Source organism: Ureibacillus sp. MALMAid1270, assembly GCF_049202975.1.
Lineage (GTDB): Bacteria > Bacillota > Bacilli > Bacillales_A > Planococcaceae > Ureibacillus.
In genome coordinates, this window is the sequence record NZ_JBMIRP010000095.1 from 146,130 (window position 1) to 162,176 (window position 16,047).

Annotated in this window: 19 protein-coding genes; 18 read left to right on the forward strand and 1 reads right to left on the reverse strand. The window is 35.2% G+C overall.

Going from position 1 to position 16,047, the window contains the following annotated elements:
• Positions 1 to 44: 44 nt before the first annotated feature.
• From aroC to ACOQFO_RS14480, 16 genes are all read left to right on the forward strand, one after another.
• A complete protein-coding gene (gene aroC / locus ACOQFO_RS14405; RefSeq protein WP_421690357.1) occupies positions 45 to 1,226 on the forward strand; it encodes a chorismate synthase in 1,182 nt (393 codons plus the stop codon).
• A gap of 2 nt (positions 1,227 to 1,228) precedes the next feature.
• Positions 1,229 to 2,317, forward strand: a complete 1,089-nt coding sequence (gene aroB, locus ACOQFO_RS14410; RefSeq protein WP_421690358.1) for a 3-dehydroquinate synthase — start codon at positions 1,229 to 1,231, stop codon at positions 2,315 to 2,317.
• On the forward strand, positions 2,314 to 2,676 hold the full coding sequence (aroH, locus tag ACOQFO_RS14415; protein WP_421690359.1) for a chorismate mutase: 363 nt from the start codon (positions 2,314 to 2,316) through the stop codon (positions 2,674 to 2,676). Before aroB ends, aroH begins: the two co-directional genes overlap by 4 nt.
• A gap of 63 nt (positions 2,677 to 2,739) precedes the next feature.
• Positions 2,740 to 3,840 carry a histidinol-phosphate transaminase gene (gene hisC, locus ACOQFO_RS14420; RefSeq protein WP_421690360.1) on the forward strand — a complete coding sequence of 367 codons (1,101 nt, stop codon included), beginning with the start codon at positions 2,740 to 2,742 and terminating at the stop codon, positions 3,838 to 3,840.
• Positions 3,837 to 4,934 carry a prephenate dehydrogenase gene (locus ACOQFO_RS14425; protein WP_421690361.1) on the forward strand — a complete coding sequence of 366 codons (1,098 nt, stop codon included), beginning with the start codon at positions 3,837 to 3,839 and terminating at the stop codon, positions 4,932 to 4,934. The genes hisC and ACOQFO_RS14425 overlap by 4 nt, the downstream gene beginning before the upstream one ends.
• A gap of 70 nt (positions 4,935 to 5,004) precedes the next feature.
• Entirely contained in the window at positions 5,005 to 6,300 is a 1,296-nt protein-coding gene (gene aroA / locus ACOQFO_RS14430; RefSeq protein WP_421690362.1) for a 3-phosphoshikimate 1-carboxyvinyltransferase, read from the forward strand.
• 92 nt (positions 6,301 to 6,392) lie between these two features.
• Positions 6,393 to 6,566 carry a hypothetical protein gene (locus ACOQFO_RS14435; protein WP_421690363.1) on the forward strand — a complete coding sequence of 58 codons (174 nt, stop codon included), beginning with the start codon at positions 6,393 to 6,395 and terminating at the stop codon, positions 6,564 to 6,566.
• Between the two features lie 280 nt (positions 6,567 to 6,846).
• Positions 6,847 to 8,103, forward strand: coding sequence for a tetratricopeptide repeat protein (locus ACOQFO_RS14440; protein ID WP_421690364.1), 1,257 nt, complete (start codon positions 6,847 to 6,849; stop codon positions 8,101 to 8,103).
• Positions 8,104 to 8,116: 13 nt separating this feature from the next.
• Positions 8,117 to 8,674 carry a ReoY family proteolytic degradation factor gene (locus ACOQFO_RS14445; RefSeq protein WP_421690365.1) on the forward strand — a complete coding sequence of 186 codons (558 nt, stop codon included), beginning with the start codon at positions 8,117 to 8,119 and terminating at the stop codon, positions 8,672 to 8,674.
• A gap of 165 nt (positions 8,675 to 8,839) precedes the next feature.
• Positions 8,840 to 9,289, forward strand: coding sequence for a YpiF family protein (locus ACOQFO_RS14450; RefSeq protein ID WP_421690366.1), 450 nt, complete (start codon positions 8,840 to 8,842; stop codon positions 9,287 to 9,289).
• A gap of 155 nt (positions 9,290 to 9,444) precedes the next feature.
• Positions 9,445 to 9,948 carry a ubiquinol-cytochrome c reductase iron-sulfur subunit gene (locus ACOQFO_RS14455; RefSeq protein ID WP_421690367.1) on the forward strand — a complete coding sequence of 168 codons (504 nt, stop codon included), beginning with the start codon at positions 9,445 to 9,447 and terminating at the stop codon, positions 9,946 to 9,948.
• A gap of 22 nt (positions 9,949 to 9,970) precedes the next feature.
• Positions 9,971 to 10,645: a menaquinol-cytochrome c reductase cytochrome b subunit gene (gene qcrB / locus ACOQFO_RS14460; RefSeq protein WP_421690368.1), complete on the forward strand. Its 675-nt coding sequence runs from the start codon at positions 9,971 to 9,973 to the stop codon at positions 10,643 to 10,645.
• 41 nt (positions 10,646 to 10,686) lie between these two features.
• Complete coding sequence (locus ACOQFO_RS14465; protein ID WP_421690369.1) at positions 10,687 to 11,481, forward strand: c-type cytochrome; 795 nt, start codon at positions 10,687 to 10,689, stop codon at positions 11,479 to 11,481.
• A gap of 161 nt (positions 11,482 to 11,642) precedes the next feature.
• Positions 11,643 to 12,239 (forward strand): DUF1405 domain-containing protein, encoded by a 597-nt coding sequence (locus tag ACOQFO_RS14470; RefSeq protein ID WP_421690370.1) that lies wholly within the window; start codon positions 11,643 to 11,645, stop codon positions 12,237 to 12,239.
• A 52-nt stretch (positions 12,240 to 12,291) separates the two neighbouring features.
• Complete coding sequence (locus ACOQFO_RS14475; RefSeq protein WP_421690371.1) at positions 12,292 to 12,969, forward strand: zinc metallopeptidase; 678 nt, start codon at positions 12,292 to 12,294, stop codon at positions 12,967 to 12,969.
• Between the two features lie 230 nt (positions 12,970 to 13,199).
• Positions 13,200 to 13,352, forward strand: a complete 153-nt coding sequence (locus tag ACOQFO_RS14480) for a hypothetical protein (RefSeq protein ID WP_421690372.1) — start codon at positions 13,200 to 13,202, stop codon at positions 13,350 to 13,352.
• Positions 13,353 to 13,466: 114 nt separating this feature from the next.
• On the opposite strand, the gene ACOQFO_RS14485 is transcribed toward ACOQFO_RS14480, so the two are convergent.
• Entirely contained in the window at positions 13,467 to 14,309 is an 843-nt protein-coding gene (locus ACOQFO_RS14485) for a YitT family protein (protein ID WP_421690373.1), read from the reverse strand.
• Positions 14,310 to 14,669: 360 nt separating this feature from the next.
• Here ACOQFO_RS14485 and dapB point away from each other — a divergent pair, with 360 nt between their 5' ends.
• Positions 14,670 to 15,467 carry a 4-hydroxy-tetrahydrodipicolinate reductase gene (dapB, locus tag ACOQFO_RS14490; RefSeq protein WP_421690374.1) on the forward strand — a complete coding sequence of 266 codons (798 nt, stop codon included), beginning with the start codon at positions 14,670 to 14,672 and terminating at the stop codon, positions 15,465 to 15,467.
• Positions 15,468 to 15,539: 72 nt separating this feature from the next.
• Positions 15,540 to 15,944 (forward strand): methylglyoxal synthase, encoded by a 405-nt coding sequence (mgsA, locus tag ACOQFO_RS14495; protein WP_421690443.1) that lies wholly within the window; start codon positions 15,540 to 15,542, stop codon positions 15,942 to 15,944.
• The last annotated feature ends 103 nt before the right edge of the window (positions 15,945 to 16,047 follow it).

The window sequence follows — 16,047 nt, forward strand, 5'->3', positions numbered from 1 at the left end:
AAAAATACCATACTTTAGCGAGTTGAAGGGAGAAAGTGTTACATATGCGTTATTTAACAGCTGGGGAGTCACATGGCCCTCAATTAACTACAATCATCGAAGGGTTACCATCCCTTTTACCGATAACAGCAGAACAAATAAATTATGATCTTAAACGTCGTCAAGGTGGACATGGACGTGGCCGTCGTATGCAAATAGAAAAAGATTTAGTAGAAATCGTAGGTGGCGTTAGACACGGTAAAACATTAGGTTCTCCTGTAGCATTAGTCGTAAAAAACGATGACTGGAAGCATTGGACAAAAATTATGGGTGCAGAACCACTACCTGAAGATGTAGATCCAGATGAGATTAAAAGACAAGTTTCTCGTCCTCGTCCAGGACATGCCGATTTAGTTGGTGGGATGAAGTATGGACACAGAGATCTACGAAATGTTTTAGAACGTTCAAGTGCACGTGAAACAACAGTCCGTGTAGCAGTTGGATCAGTTGCCAAAGCATTATTAAAGGAATTAGGTATTTCAATTGTTTCTCATGTAACTGAAATTGGTGGAGTGAAAGCTGATCCAACTAAATCAGAAGGTAAATCTACTGATGAAATTCGTGCAATCGTTGAAGAAGATCCAGTTTACTGTCTTGACCCAGAGGCATCAGCTAAAATGGTGCAATTGATTGATGATACAAAAAAAGAGGGAAATTCAATCGGTGGTGTTGTTGAAGTAATAGTTGAAGGACTTCCAGCAGGCATTGGCTCCTATGTACATTACGACCGTAAATTAGACGGGAAGTTAGCGCAAGCTATGCTTTCTATTAACGCATTTAAAGGCGTTGAATTCGGCCTTGGATTTGAAATGGCACGTAGAAAAGGTTCAGAAGTACACGATGAAATTCTTTGGAGTGAAGAAGAAGGTTATACACGTAACTCAAATCGTTTAGGTGGATTAGAAGGCGGTATGACTACTGGAATGCCAATCGTTGTTCGTGGTGTCATGAAACCAATTCCAACTCTATATAAACCATTACAAAGTGTAGATATCGAAACAAAAGAGCCGTTTAAAGCAAGTGTTGAACGCTCAGATGCTTGTGCAGTACCAGCAGCTTCGATTGTTGCTGAAAGTGTAATCGCTTGGGAAGTAGCAAAAGCAATCGTTGAGCAATTCCACAGTGATCAATTACCTCAATTGAAAGCTCAATTAGATGAAATGCGCAAGTATACAAAGGAGTTTTAATGATGAGAATTCCCGTAAATACCGCATCTCACCAATATGACGTTGTTATTGGAAATGGGATTTTACGTGAAGCCATTCAATCGCATAAAGAGGCGATTGAGAAAGCTGATCACCTAATTTTACTTACAGACGAACACGTATGGAATGCACAAGGTGACTACTTTAAACATAATTTCCCATATCCTTTTGAAGTTTTCATTATGCCTCCTGGTGAATCATGCAAAAGCTTTGAAAATTACTTTCAAGTACAAACATTTTTACTTGAGAAAAATTGTACAAGAAAATCCTTCATCTTTGCCTTTGGTGGCGGTGCAGTTGGCGATTTAGCAGGATTTGTAGCAGCAACTTTTATGCGCGGCATTCCTTTTATTCAAATTCCAACAACTATTCTAGCTCATGATTCTGCAGTTGGCGGTAAAACAGCGATCAATCATCCTCAAGGAAAAAATATGATTGGTGCATTTTATCAACCTCAAGCTGTTATTTATGATACGAATTTTTTAAGTACGTTAAACGATAAAGAAATTCGCTCAGGGATGGCTGAGGTTATCAAACATGCGCTAATATCAAACAAAGATTGGTTACAAGAATTAATGCAATATACGATTACAGAATTAGATACTAATAGTTTGGTAGAGCACTTAAAAAAAGGTATTGAAGTTAAGGCGAAAATCGTAGAAGAAGATGAAACAGAACAATCTGTTCGTAAATTCTTAAATTTTGGTCATACATATGGACATGCCATTGAAGCAGCGTCAGGTTATGGCGGTATTTCACATGGTGAATCTGTCATGATTGGGATGGTTTACGCATTATTATTAAGCAGTCGATATGGTAAAGTAAGCCGTGATTTTACGAAAGAATTTTTACGATTTGCAAATAATCAAGGTTATCCTTTTGAACGTGTAGCGGATCTCTCCTTTGAAGAGTTAACACCGTATTTATTGAAAGATAAAAAGAACGAATATGGTGTATTACGTTTTGTTCTATTAAAAGAAATTGGACAACCATTTGTACAATCAATTGAGTTGGCAGAATGTAGGGAAATCGATTTAGAATTCCGTCAATTATTAGAGGAGGTACGCAAGTGATCCGAGGAGTAAGAGGGGCAACGACAATTGAAGCAAATCTCCCTGAATTAATATATAGTGAAACTGAACGTTTAGTACAAGAAATCGTGAAAGCGAATAATATTCAAATTGAAGATATCGCTTCTGTTGTCATTTCAACAACATCCGATATCAATACAGCTTTCCCTGCGAAAGCTGTAAGAACGTTAGAAGGTTGGCAATACGTACCTACAATGTGTATGCATGAAATGAATGTTCCTGGAGCATTACCATTATGCATTCGTGTATTAATGCATGTAAATACGGAAATACCTCAAAAAGACATTCAACATATTTATTTAAATGGTGCAGTTGTTTTAAGACCAGATTTAGTAGTTTAAATAATTATATGACTTGCGAAATGCAGGCCTTTAAATATTCGTATAAAGAGGGAGTCTTTTAAAATGAAATGGAAGCAACAATTATTCGGAATGAAAGCATATCAACCAGGGAAGCCGATTGAAGAAGTAAAAAGGGAATTTGGATTAGAAAAAATCGTAAAACTAGCTTCCAACGAAAATCCTTACGGTTATTCACCGAAAGTTAAGGCATTTTTAGAATCTGATCATACAAATCATGCCATTTACCCAGATGGTTATGCTCAAAATTTACGTACAGTAATGGCAAACCACCTAGGAGTAAAAGAAACGCAACTAATGTTTGGTAACGGATCAGATGATTTAATCGCAATCGTTACACGTGCTCTTCTTTACCCAGGAGTAAATACTGTCATGGCAACACCATCATTCTCACAATATAGCCATAATGCTGAAATTGAAGGTGCAGAAGTTAGACAAGTTTCTTTAAAGGATGGCAAGCATGATCTAAAAGCTATGCTTGAAGCAATTGATGAGAACACTTCAATTGTTTGGGTATGTAATCCAAATAACCCAACAGGTACGATTGTATCGGATGATGAGTTAACTAACTTTATTCAAAAAGTTCCTAGTGATGTATTTATCGTGTTAGATGAGGCTTACTTTGAATATGTAAATTCACCAGAATATAAAGATACGCTTCATTTTGTAGAGGAATATCCAAATGTGCTTGTTATGCGTACATTATCAAAAGCATACGGTCTTGCGTCATTCCGTGTTGGTTATGCAATTGCAAATGAAGATATTATTAAAAAGTTAGATCCAGTACGTGCTCCTTTTAATAATTCAATTCTTAGTCAAAAAGTTGCGATTATTGCGTTGGAGGATCAGGAGTTTATCCAAGAAACTACTGAGAAAACTGCTTTGGGCAAAAAACAGTTTGTTGCTTTTTGTGAAAAACATCAATTAAACTACTACCCATCTCAAGCGAATTTTATTCTTTTTGAAGTAAAGGCAGATAGTGATACAGTATTTAAAGAAATGATGAAACGTGGATATATCATTCGAAGTGGGAATGCTTTAGGCGCACCTGGATATATTCGTGTGACAATAGGTACAGAAGAACAAAATGAGGAATTTTTACGCTTACTTGAAGAAGTGTTAACAGAATTAGGGGTTTTTGCATGACACGAAATGTTCTTGTCATTGGCTTAGGTTTGATTGGTGGGTCAATAGCATTATCATGTCAAAAAGCACCACAAACTAAAGTCTTTGGCTATGATGTTCAAGAAAAAACAAGAGAACTAGCTGCAACCTTAAATATTGTTAATGAAGTAGTGTCTGATGTTAAACAGGCAGCTAGCATTGCAGATATTATTATCTTTGGTACACCAGTGAATGCAACGATTGAATGGATGGACGAATTAAAAAATTGGTCATTAAAACCAGATGTAGTTATTACTGATACGGGTAGTACTAAATCATTAATTATGGAAAAAGCGGTGGAACTGAAGGAAAAGGGAATCACCTTTATCGGTGGTCACCCAATGGCAGGTTCACATAAAAGCGGTGTAACTGCTGCAAGGCAGTATTTATTTGAAAATGCTTATTATATGCTTACACCTTTTGAAGAAGAAGATGGCAATCAAATTATTAAATTAGAACAATTATTAAAGTTCACCCTAGCAAAAATAGTGAAAGTTGATGCGAAGGAACATGATCATATGACTGCGGTTGTAAGTCATTTTCCTCATATTGTTGCCGCATCGCTCGTTCATCAATTGAATGGTGAAAAGGAAAAATTCCCAATGACTTCATTACTTGCAGCAGGGGGCTTCCGTGATATTACTCGTATTGCATCTTCAAACCCTTCGATTTGGAAAGATATCACGCTACAAAATCGTAAAGAGTTACTAGATCAACTTGAATGTTGGCAAGTAGAAATGAATCGAGTAAGAGAAATTTTATTAAATAATGATGATCAGTCGATTGAAAACTATTTTGCCGTTGCAAAAAATGTTCGTGACGAGTTACCAATTACAACTGGTGCGTTTTATACAACATATGATTTATATGTTGATATTCCGGACTATCCAGGGGTTATTTCCGAAGTTACTGGATATTTAGCTGAAGATAAAATTAGTATTACAAACATACGTATTTTAGAAGCACGTGAAGATATTTTCGGAATTTTAGTAATTAGTTTTCAAACGAGCGACATCCGAGATAAAGCAGTCAAATGCTTGGAACGTCGGACGAAATTTGAAATGCATATTGCATAATTTCTATTTAATCCATTCAGTATGGACATACGCCAAGGCGAATATGATAAGTTGAAAGGAGCAATCTCCAATGCCTCAATCTAAAACGATAGATTACCAAAATGTGAATTTAAAGGGTACAATTCAAGTTCCTGGGGATAAATCGATTTCTCACCGTTCCATCATGTTTGGTGCCATTGCAAAAGGAACAACGACAGTAAGTGGTTTTTTACTTGGAGAAGATTGTTTAAGTACGATTGATTGTTTCCGTAAATTAGGTGTCAAAATTGAAGTAGACGGTACGAATGTAACTATTCAGAGCGCGGGTATCGAGGCATGGGAAGAGCCAAAAGAAATTCTTTATACTGGTAACTCTGGAACAACTACGAGATTAATGCTAGGTATATTATCGGGCACTAGTTTACATACAGTAATGACGGGTGATGCTTCGATTGGTAAACGTCCAATGCGTCGTGTAGCTGACCCATTACGACTTATGGGAGCTAAAATCTCAGGTAGAGCAGACGGTCAATATACGCCATTAGCAATTCAAGGTACAACACTTAAAGCAATCGATTATACAATGCCAGTTGCAAGTGCACAGGTAAAATCTGCAATTCTATTTGCTGGATTGCGTGCACAAGGAACAACGATTGTTCGTGAACAAGAAGTATCAAGGGACCATACTGAAAGAATGTTAAAACAATTCGGGGGTAGTATTACGGTTGATGGTGGAGTAGTTTCTATAGAAGGTGGACAACAATTAACTGGTACTCATGTTAATGTCCCTGGAGATATTTCTTCTGCTGCCTTCTTCTTAGTTGCTGGTGCAATCGTCCCAAATAGTGAAATTACACTTGAAAATGTAGGTGTAAATCCAACTAGATCTGGAATTATTGATGTGTTTGAGAATATGGGTGCACAATTATCCGTTCATATTGACGATGAAAACGCACATGAACCAACTGCAACTTTGAAAATACAAACATCACAATTAAAAGCAACTACAATCGAAGGAGATATGATTCCAAGATTGATTGATGAGATTCCAATCTTAGCATTACTTGCAACTCAAGCTGAAGGTAAAACGGTCATTCGAAATGCAGAAGAACTAAAAGTAAAAGAAACTGATCGTATTACAGCTGTTGTAACCGAGCTGAAGAAGCTAGGTGCAAAAATCGAAGCAACAGATGATGGTATGATCATTGAAGGACCAACAAAACTTCATGGTGGCTCATTGAAGTCTTATGGAGACCATCGAATTGGTATGATGGCTGCAGTAGCAGGGTTAATTACTGATTCTCCTGTTGAATTGGATGATGCAGATTGTATCGCGGTTTCATACCCATCATTCTTTGAGCATGTTAATGAACTGATTCATAAATAGTAAATAAAGGAAAAGACTCTCCTGGACTTGGAGAGTTTTTTCTTGTTGATATGGAAGGTGAAATACCTTCAGTATGGCTATCGGAGGTAGAGGTGATTCGGTATTCCGGAGAAGCGTCTATCATCGTGGGGATGAAGGACAAAAATGGCTATGAAGAGTTGATTAATGTCCTTCATCGAGGTTGTGAAGGACCAAAAGTGGCAATGAAAAGCGATGAAGTGTCTTTTATTGAGGTTATGAAGGACAAAACCGTACAGGAAAACTAGAAATGTGGTCTTCATAACGTCGATGAAGACCAAAACCGATCACGAAAACCGGAGAAATGGTCTTCATAAAGCAAATGAAGAACAAAACCAATCATGAAAACCCGAAATGTGTCTTTCATCAAACCGATGAACACCAATACCGCACAAGAAAACCTAAATCATATCCTTTATCCAAAAAATAAACCTCACGAGTTACCAGTTAAGGTTTTTGTATAACACTCATGTTATACTGTAAATTAGGTAGAATTCCTAAGATATTAATTGAGATTAGGTGAAGAAGTTGACAAACCGTTTTAACGAAATGCTTGAAGCCATTCAAAATGGTGACTTAAAAAAGCTAGATGTATTTTTAAATGATTTTTTACTAAATGAAACTCCTGAAAAGCAATATGAAATTGCAGAGTTATTTATGCAATATGGGTATTTAAACGAGGCTAATCGAGTTTTAGAACATTTACAATTTTTATTTCCAGATGAAGCTCAAATTACGATTGATCAAGCATCTGTATTAATAGAACTAGGAAAAGAAGACGAAGCATTAGAATTACTTATGAGCATTCAACCAGATGCTCCTGAATATCCACAAAGTCTTTTAATATTAGCTGATTATTATCAAATGCAAGGTCTTTATGAAGTAGCCGAAAAACGTATTAATGAAGCAATCGAAATACTTCCACATGAACCGATTTTACAGTTTGCTAAAGCAGAACTTTTATACGAAACAGGAAGATTTGCTGAAGCATGTCGAATTTACGAAGAGTTATATGAAAGCGATAAAACTATTGCAGGTGTGTTATTAGCGGAAAGGCTTGCGGAAGTTTATCGTGCAGGTGGTGCATTTGAAACCTCTCTAGAGTTTTATATGGAAGCGCTTGAGGAGAAAGTGACACCAGATTTATTATACGGTTCAGGATATGCTGCTTTTCAGTCAGAAAAATATGAATTAGCAACAAAACAATTAGAAGATTTAAAAGAGCTTGATCCCGATTATTTTAGTGCGTACTTATTATTAGCAGAAAGTTATGCAATGATAGAAGACAATAAGAAAGCATATGCTGTTATTCAAGAGGGTATTAAACGCGATGAATACGAAAAATCTTTTTATTTATTCGCAGGAAAAATTGCTCTTAAAAATAGGTTACCTAATGAAGCAATTGAGTATTTAAAACAGGCAATTGCACTTGATCCAGAGTATATTGATGCAATCGTTGTTCTAATGTCGATTTATGCATATGAGGAACAAAACGATGCAATCATTGATTTATATGAAGAAATGGAACGAAATCATGTTAGTTTTTCTACAATACTACCTTATGTTGCGGAAGCTTATGTTAAAGATGAACAATATAATCGTGCATACGAAATTTACACTGCTGCATATAATGAATTTAAAGATGATGTGTCGTTTTTAGAAAAATATTGTTATTTCTTGATAGAAGAAGGAAAAAGGCAAGAAGCACGTGAAGTGGTAAACCAATTAGTTGCCCTTGAGCCTTTCGAAGAAAAATGGATTGATTTGCAAGGTAGTCTTGATTAAAGGAGGGAAAGCAATGACTTCTTCCGTTCCATTAGTTGACAAGAAGGCTTTTGTCAGGTGGTTTCTTAAGAATTATCAGTTAAAACGTCGAGAATGTGTATGGATTTTGAATTATTTATTGAGTAACGATAATTTGCTTGAAAATATTCATTTTGTAGAAGAGGCACATTATTGCCCTCGAGCTATTGTGATGTCGAGTGTTGATTCGAATGGAGTTCCTTTTAGATTTTATAAAGGAAATATCATGACAAGTGATGCAGAGAAGTCTTTCCATGATCTCCGGTTACACCCGAATGAAAGTATGTATATACAACTGAATTTTCCTAACATCCCACCTAGCCAACAATATTTAGCCGTTCTTGAGGAAAATCCTTATATGCCTAAATATCTTCATATAAGTGAAAAAGACCGAGTAATCGCTGAAGAATTATTAAATAATAGTATGTTAGCATTTCAAGAAGAAAAGATCTTGAAGGAAATTGATGAAGCGTTAGATGAAGGCGATAAAGAAAAGTTTTATGAACTATCAAATTTATTGCAAGCATTAAAACAAACATCAAAAAATAGTTAATGTAGAAAACAGTAGGGACTATCTCTACTGTTTTCTAAAGTAATTTATTTGTTCATTATTTCACAAACATAACTACATAAATAGTCTCTTTTTTTTGATTAAAATGGGTTTGAGAAAAACGTTCATGTACAATACTTAATATGGTTATCTATTGGAGGAAAGTCTATGTATTTTAATGTTCAGGATGTCAGTCAATTTCAATCTCAAAAAGATTTCATTGATACGGTTATAATTCCATTACTTTCTGTAAATCTTAAAGAAAACATGATTAAACAATCTAGTTCACAAACTCAATATTTAATGTCTCTTACAGCTTTTATAGAACAGCAGTTCAAGGGCCGTATTATGTTAATGCCACCATTTACATACCTTGAACAATTTAAAAATACTATTTCACTTTCATCTATAAAAGAGGCGTTTCAGAATGCAGGGTTTAAACATGTTTTGTTCATTACTTCCGATCATAGTTGGACAAGCTTAGAGGAGGATGTAGATGTCATCTGGTTACCGTCTATTCCACTAGAATCCATGGATCAATCTGTGAAAAAGACAATATTAGAAGATCAGCTGAAACATGTAATACCTATACTAACTTCCAAATGGTCTCAAAGTTAGAAATTAGTTTCATTAAATGTTCACAATCTTTCTAAATGAAAGAGAAAGCATTATTGACCAACCTATTTTCTTGATATATCATAGATATGTCCTAGTTTTATTATTTGTAAAAGTATGTCCGTTGGACTGACCTTTTAGTTAGAGGGGGGAAAAGGATGAGTAACAATCGAGTTACAAGACGTCAATTTTTAAACTACACTTTAACTGGTGTGGGTGGATTTATGGCGGCTGGAGTTTTAATGCCGATGGTGCGTTTTGCAATAGATCCAGCACTTCAAGCGAAAGCAGAAGGTGATTTTGTACAAACTAGCACGAAAATTGCTGATATAACTGAAGAACCGATTAAAGTCGATTTCACATTTGAGCAAGTTGACGCTTGGTACAAATCTGATGTTACGGAAGCAGCATGGGTTTACAAAGATGGTGACACAATCGTCGCCCTTTCACCTGTATGTAAACACTTAGGTTGTACGGTAAACTGGGCTGGTGACTCAGCTCACCCAGATCAATTCTACTGTGCTTGTCATGCTGGTCGTTATGAGAAAAATGGTAAAAATGTTCCTGGAACACCGCCACTTGGCCCACTTGATGAGTATGAAGTTTCAGAAAAAGATGGTTTCTTATTGCTTGGGAAAAAAATCGCAAACACTAAAGGTTAATTAGGTTAGGGGGTAGACAATTGTGCTAAACAAAATTTATGATTGGGTCGATGAGCGCTTAGATATTACTCCAATTTGGCGTGATATTGCCGACCACGAAGTGCCAGAGCACGTTAACCCTGCACATCACTTTTCAGCATTCGTATACTGTTTCGGTGGATTAACATTCTTTGTTACAGTAATTCAGATCTTATCAGGTATGTTTTTAACTATGTATTACGTGCCAGACGTTGAGAATGCTTGGAAATCAGTTTATTATTTACAAAACGAAGTTGCTTTCGGTGAAATTGTTCGCGGTATGCACCACTGGGGAGCTTCATTAGTTATCGTAATGATGTTCTTACATACGCTTCGTGTATTCTTCACAGGTTCATATAAGAAACCTCGTGAGTTAAACTGGATTGTAGGCGTTTTAATTTTCTGTGTTATGTTAGGCTTAGGGTTCACAGGATATTTACTTCCTTGGGACATGAAAGCGTTGTTTGCAACAAAAGTTGGTCTTCAAATTGCAGGATCAGTACCGTTCATTGGTGATTTAATTAAAACATTACTTGCTGGTGATGCAACAATTATCGGTGCTCAAACGTTAACTCGTTTCTTTGCAATTCATGTATTCTTCTTACCAGCTGCTTTATTTGCATTACTTGCAGCACACTTTATCATGATTCGTAAACAAGGTATTTCGGGACCACTATGATCCAAACAAATGTTTTTATGATTTCTTAAGGAGGGGACACTATGCAACGCGGAAAAGGGATGAAATTCGTTGGGGATTCACGTATTAAAGCTAACAACCGTATGGTGAATCAACCAAAAGATTATTCCGAGTATCCTGGTAAAACAGAAGCTTTCTGGCCTGATTTCTTATTAAAAGAATGGATGGTTGGTGCTGTTTTCTTAATCGGTTATCTTTTGTTAACTGTTGCGCATCCTTCACCACTTGAAGGTCCAGCAGATCCAACAAATGCTTCATATATTCCATTACCAGACTGGTACTTCTTATTCTTGTACCAATTATTAAAATATACTTACGCTTCAGGTCCATACAATATCATTGGGGCTATCGTTATTCCAGCTTTAGCTATCGGTGCATTAATCTTAATGCCATTCTTAGATAAAGGTCCTGAACGTCGACCATCAAAAAGACCAATCCCTACTGCTCTTATGTTATTAGCAGTAGCAGCTATGTTCTACTTAACTTGGGAATCAGTAGTTAACCATGACTGGGAAGCTGCAAAAGCACAAGGTGTAATTACAGATAAAGACTTAGGTTTATTACCTGATGTTGAAATCGATGAAACTGCACCTGGTTATGAAATCTTCCAAGCACAAGCTTCTTGTGTAGGTTGTCACGCTGCTGATTTTACTGGAGCAGGTGGACCTATGTTATTAGGTAACGAATTAACTGCTGAAGAAGTTGCTGAAGTTATTAAAAACGGACGTGGCGGAATGCCAGCAGATACTTTCCAAGGTACAGAAGAAGAGTTACAACAACTAGCTGAATTCATTGCAAGCTTAAAAGAAGCAAAATAATTTGCCAATAGAGAGTCGGGAAACTGACTCTCTTTCATTTTATTTATTTTTTACTACATAAATCATTCACAATTCTGTAAAATAATGTTGGTTATACTTTTTTATTTATACATATATGCTTTTACATTTAAATTTATGACATATATAAAAGGGGTAAATTTATGAGTTTGTTAACACGAGTTTGGTTCTTATTAACCCACCGTTCTTTTTTAACATTGTTATTAATTGTGAATGTAGCCGGTACTATTTATGGCTATTATTGGTATCGCTATCAGCTTCAAATTACGGAACCACACTTTTTAATTTTTGTTCCTGATAGTCCAACCGCAAGCTTATTTTTTTCAATAGCTATAATTGGATGGTTACTAGGGAAAAATTTTAAATTAATGGAAGCTCTTGCTCTTATTACTTTGGTTAAATATGGAGTTTGGGCAGTCGTTATGAATTTGTTAACATTATATGAGAATGGGTCGATTGATCCTTTAGCATGGATGCTAGTCGTATCCCACTTTATGATGGCTGTCGAAGCGATAATTTATATTGGAAAGTATCGATTTACATATATTCATGTAATTATCGCTGCAGTTTGGACATTGCATAACGATGTAATTGACTATGTTTATGGACAATTTCCTTATTACAATGTTGTTAACAAATATCCAAATCATATCGGATATTTTACTTTTTGGCTGTCTATTGCATGTATTGCAATTGCGTATTTTGCACATAACAAGAAAGAATATTTGCGTAAACTATAAATAATTATTAAAATTAAATTATAGTAATTCTAAGATAGAGAGGGAGAGAGAAGTGTCTTTTATTATTTACTTTATAATCATCATGCTATTGCCACTTTACGCCCAATTAAAAGTGAAAAGTACATATAGAAAATTTTCACAAGTACCTGCACAAAGAGGTATGACTGGTGCGCAAGTAGCTCGTATGATTTTAGATCAACACGGTTTATATGATGTTCGTGTTGTACCGACACAAGGTATTTTATCTGACCATTATAATCCTATGACAAAGACTGTAGCACTGTCTGAAGATAATTATTACAATTCATCACTTGCAGGTACAGCAGTGGCTGCACATGAGGTAGGACATGCAATTCAACATAAAGAGGCATATTCATTCTTAACTTTACGTTCGAAATTAGTACCTATTGCGAACATATCTTCAAATGCTTCTTGGTTATTTGTTATTATTGGTATGGTTACTCAAATGTCAGGACTTTTATTATTAGGGATCGTTTTACTAGCTGCAGGAGTATTTTTCCAAGTAGTTACTCTACCAGTTGAGTTTGACGCTTCAAAACGCGCTATGAATGAAGTTGTATCTTTAGGTATTATTAATAATAACGAAGAACGTAGTGCAAAAAAGGTATTAAATGCAGCGGCTATGACATATGTAGCGGCAGCAGCTGTTGCTGTATTAGAATTATTACGTTTAATTTTAATCTATACAGGAATGAGATCAGACGATTAATTTATTTCTTGTTTTTAGATCAGGTCGATTATCGATCTGGTCTTTTTTTTTGGAAAAATTAATTTATGTAAAGAAATGTTGCGATTTAATGTGTATATTGTAACTTGTGTGCGAAAAACTGTGACGAAAGGTAGTTAACACCTTTTAATATTATTTCTTCTTCATTAATAAGATGTGGTAAGTAAGCGTTAACTTAAGCGCTTAAAACCGATTGAAGGGGGAGAAATGAAATGAACATTCACCTTGGTAAGTTGATATTGTTTGGATTTCTTACAATTATCGTCATTATTTGCTTAGCTATTTATTCTGGATTTTTAACATATGAAATTCTCAAGCCATATTTAGTTGAAGAAGTATATGAACCATTTAAAATAAAAAATTAGCAGACTCATCGGACTCATTATAAATTATCCATATATTTAAGCAAAATAGCCTCGATATTACTAAATCTAATTCTTAAATCTAAAATGGCTCGGCAATTATGCCGAGCCATTGAATTACTCATCTATTCTAAATCCTTCTCCGGTTACATCTTTTACATCTGTAATGGATACAAAAGCAGTTGGGTCGATTTTTCGAATCATGGATTTTAATCGAACAATTTCATTTCTACTGACGATACAATATAATACGTCTTTTGATTGTTTTGTGAAATGACCGTACCCATGGAAAACAGTAAGACCACGTTCCATCTCATGTGTAATATAATCTGCAATTTCATTAGGTTTTTGCGAAATGATTAGAAACGCTTTTGCAGAATAAGCACCATCTTGAACCATATCAATCACTCTTGCTCCAAGGTAAACAGCAACTAGTGTATACATCATCGATCTTTCATCTAAGAAAGTTATTAATGAAGCAATTAAAACAATGGCATCAAAGATGAACATCGTTTTACCCATACTCCACCCAAAAAATTTCTGAACAAGTCGAGCAATGATGTCCACTCCGCCTGTTGTACCACCACAACGGAAGATAATTCCTAATCCAAGTCCGACAAATACACCTGCAAATAACGCTGCGAGGAATAGATCATTTTCTAAATGCATTTGATACTCATAAATTTGGAAGAGTTTTAAAAACACAGAAACAGCAAATGTACCTATTAATGTATAAACAAATTGTTTACGTCCTAAGAGCTTCCAACCTAATATAAACATTGGTATATTAAGGATGATATTTAATAATGCTGGATCCCAATTAAGTGTAAAATAGAGGATTAGAGTTACACCGCTAAATCCACCTTCACCAAGACCGTTTTGCATATTAAAGTGTACGAAGCCAAAGCTATAAATAGCAGCTCCAAAAATTATTCCAATAATTTCTTTAATATTTTTCATATATGCCCCCATTTTTTGTACCAACAATAAATCAATTTTTTCAGATAATTACACTCACTTATTATGTTTTATTTTTCTTCTTTTGACAACAGTATGTCAAATTATATAGGATGTTAAAAGGAAATTGGTCATAATAAGTAATTTTGCTTACAATATTTTCCTTGAACTGGATGATGTTAGCGATTAAATTCATTAAGAAGCTTTTTTATAATTGACCATGATTTTTTAGTAGAAATAAATAGTCTTGTGCAATATAAAAATGTTAATCTAAATATAGGATGCTTTGTATATACTAGAGGGTTTTTACTCATTAGGAAAAGCTTACTATCAAGACCGTTTTAATGAAAGGACGTATTACAAATGACAATAAGAGTAGCAATCGCTGGAGCAAGAGGAAGAATGGGCTCAGAAGCTGTAAAAGCTGTTACGAAACGTGAGGGTATGGAGTTAGTAGCTGCCTTAGATTATAAACACGTTGGAGATAGTCTAGCTGAGCTTGAAATATTTTCACCAGATCTAAATGTGCCAATTTTTACAAACCTTACACAGTTAATAGAAGATACAAGACCGGACGTATTAATAGACTTAACTAATCCTCAATCCGTTTATGAGCATACTAAAGAAGCTCTTTTACATAACGTACGACCAGTTGTCGGAACAACTGGATTTACAGACGAACAATTAAACGAACTAAAAAATCTAGCTGAAAGTCAAAAAGTAGGTTGTATTATTGCTCCTAATTTTGCAATTGGCGCAATTCTTATGATGAAATTTGCTAGAGAAGCAGCAAAATATTTACCTGACGTTGAAATTATTGAGTTGCACCATGACCGAAAATTAGATGCACCATCTGGGACAGGGCTTAAAACTGCTCAATTAATCGCAGAAGTTAGAGATGAAAAAATTCAAGGGCATTCAAATGAAAAAGAAACAATAGAAGGTGCTCGCGGGGCTAACTTTGAAGGGATGCGGATTCACTCTGTTCGTTTACCTGGATTAGTTGCACATCAAGAAGTATTATTTGGTGGAGATGGACAACTGCTTACAATTCGACACGATTCGTACAATCGTGAATCCTTTATGGGTGGCGTTTTATATTGTGTAGAAGCAGTAATGACAATCGAAAACTTAGTTTATGGACTTGAAAATTTAATTTAATTTTATTTCGTATATAAACAAAGCAAATATATAAAAATGAATTCTTAATTGATTTAGAATGGACTGAAGATGATGAAAATTGCTTTAATTGCACATGATCTAAAAAAAGATAGTCTTGTTGAATTTGCTATTGCATATAAAGAAATATTACAACAACACCAGCTATTTGCTACTGGGACAACAGGAAAACGAATTCAAGATGAAGTTGGGTTAACTGTTACAAGATTTCGCTCCGGCCCTTTAGGTGGAGATCAACAAATCGGCGCGATGATTGCAAATAACGATATGGATATGGTGATATTCTTCCGAGATCCATTAAGCGCACAACCTCACGAACCAGATGTTACAGCACTTGTAAGACTTTGTGATGTATATCATATCCCACTTGCAACGAATATGGGAACTGCTGAAATTTTACTTAAAGGATTAGAAAAAGGATTTGTCGATTGGCGTCTAATTCAAGAACGTAGAAAATAATCTATAAGAATAAAACATGATACTGAACAAAAAATTCTTTTCTTACGATGTTACCGATTTAAAAGGGATTTTCGTTCAAATAATAAAAATAAATCAGTAACAG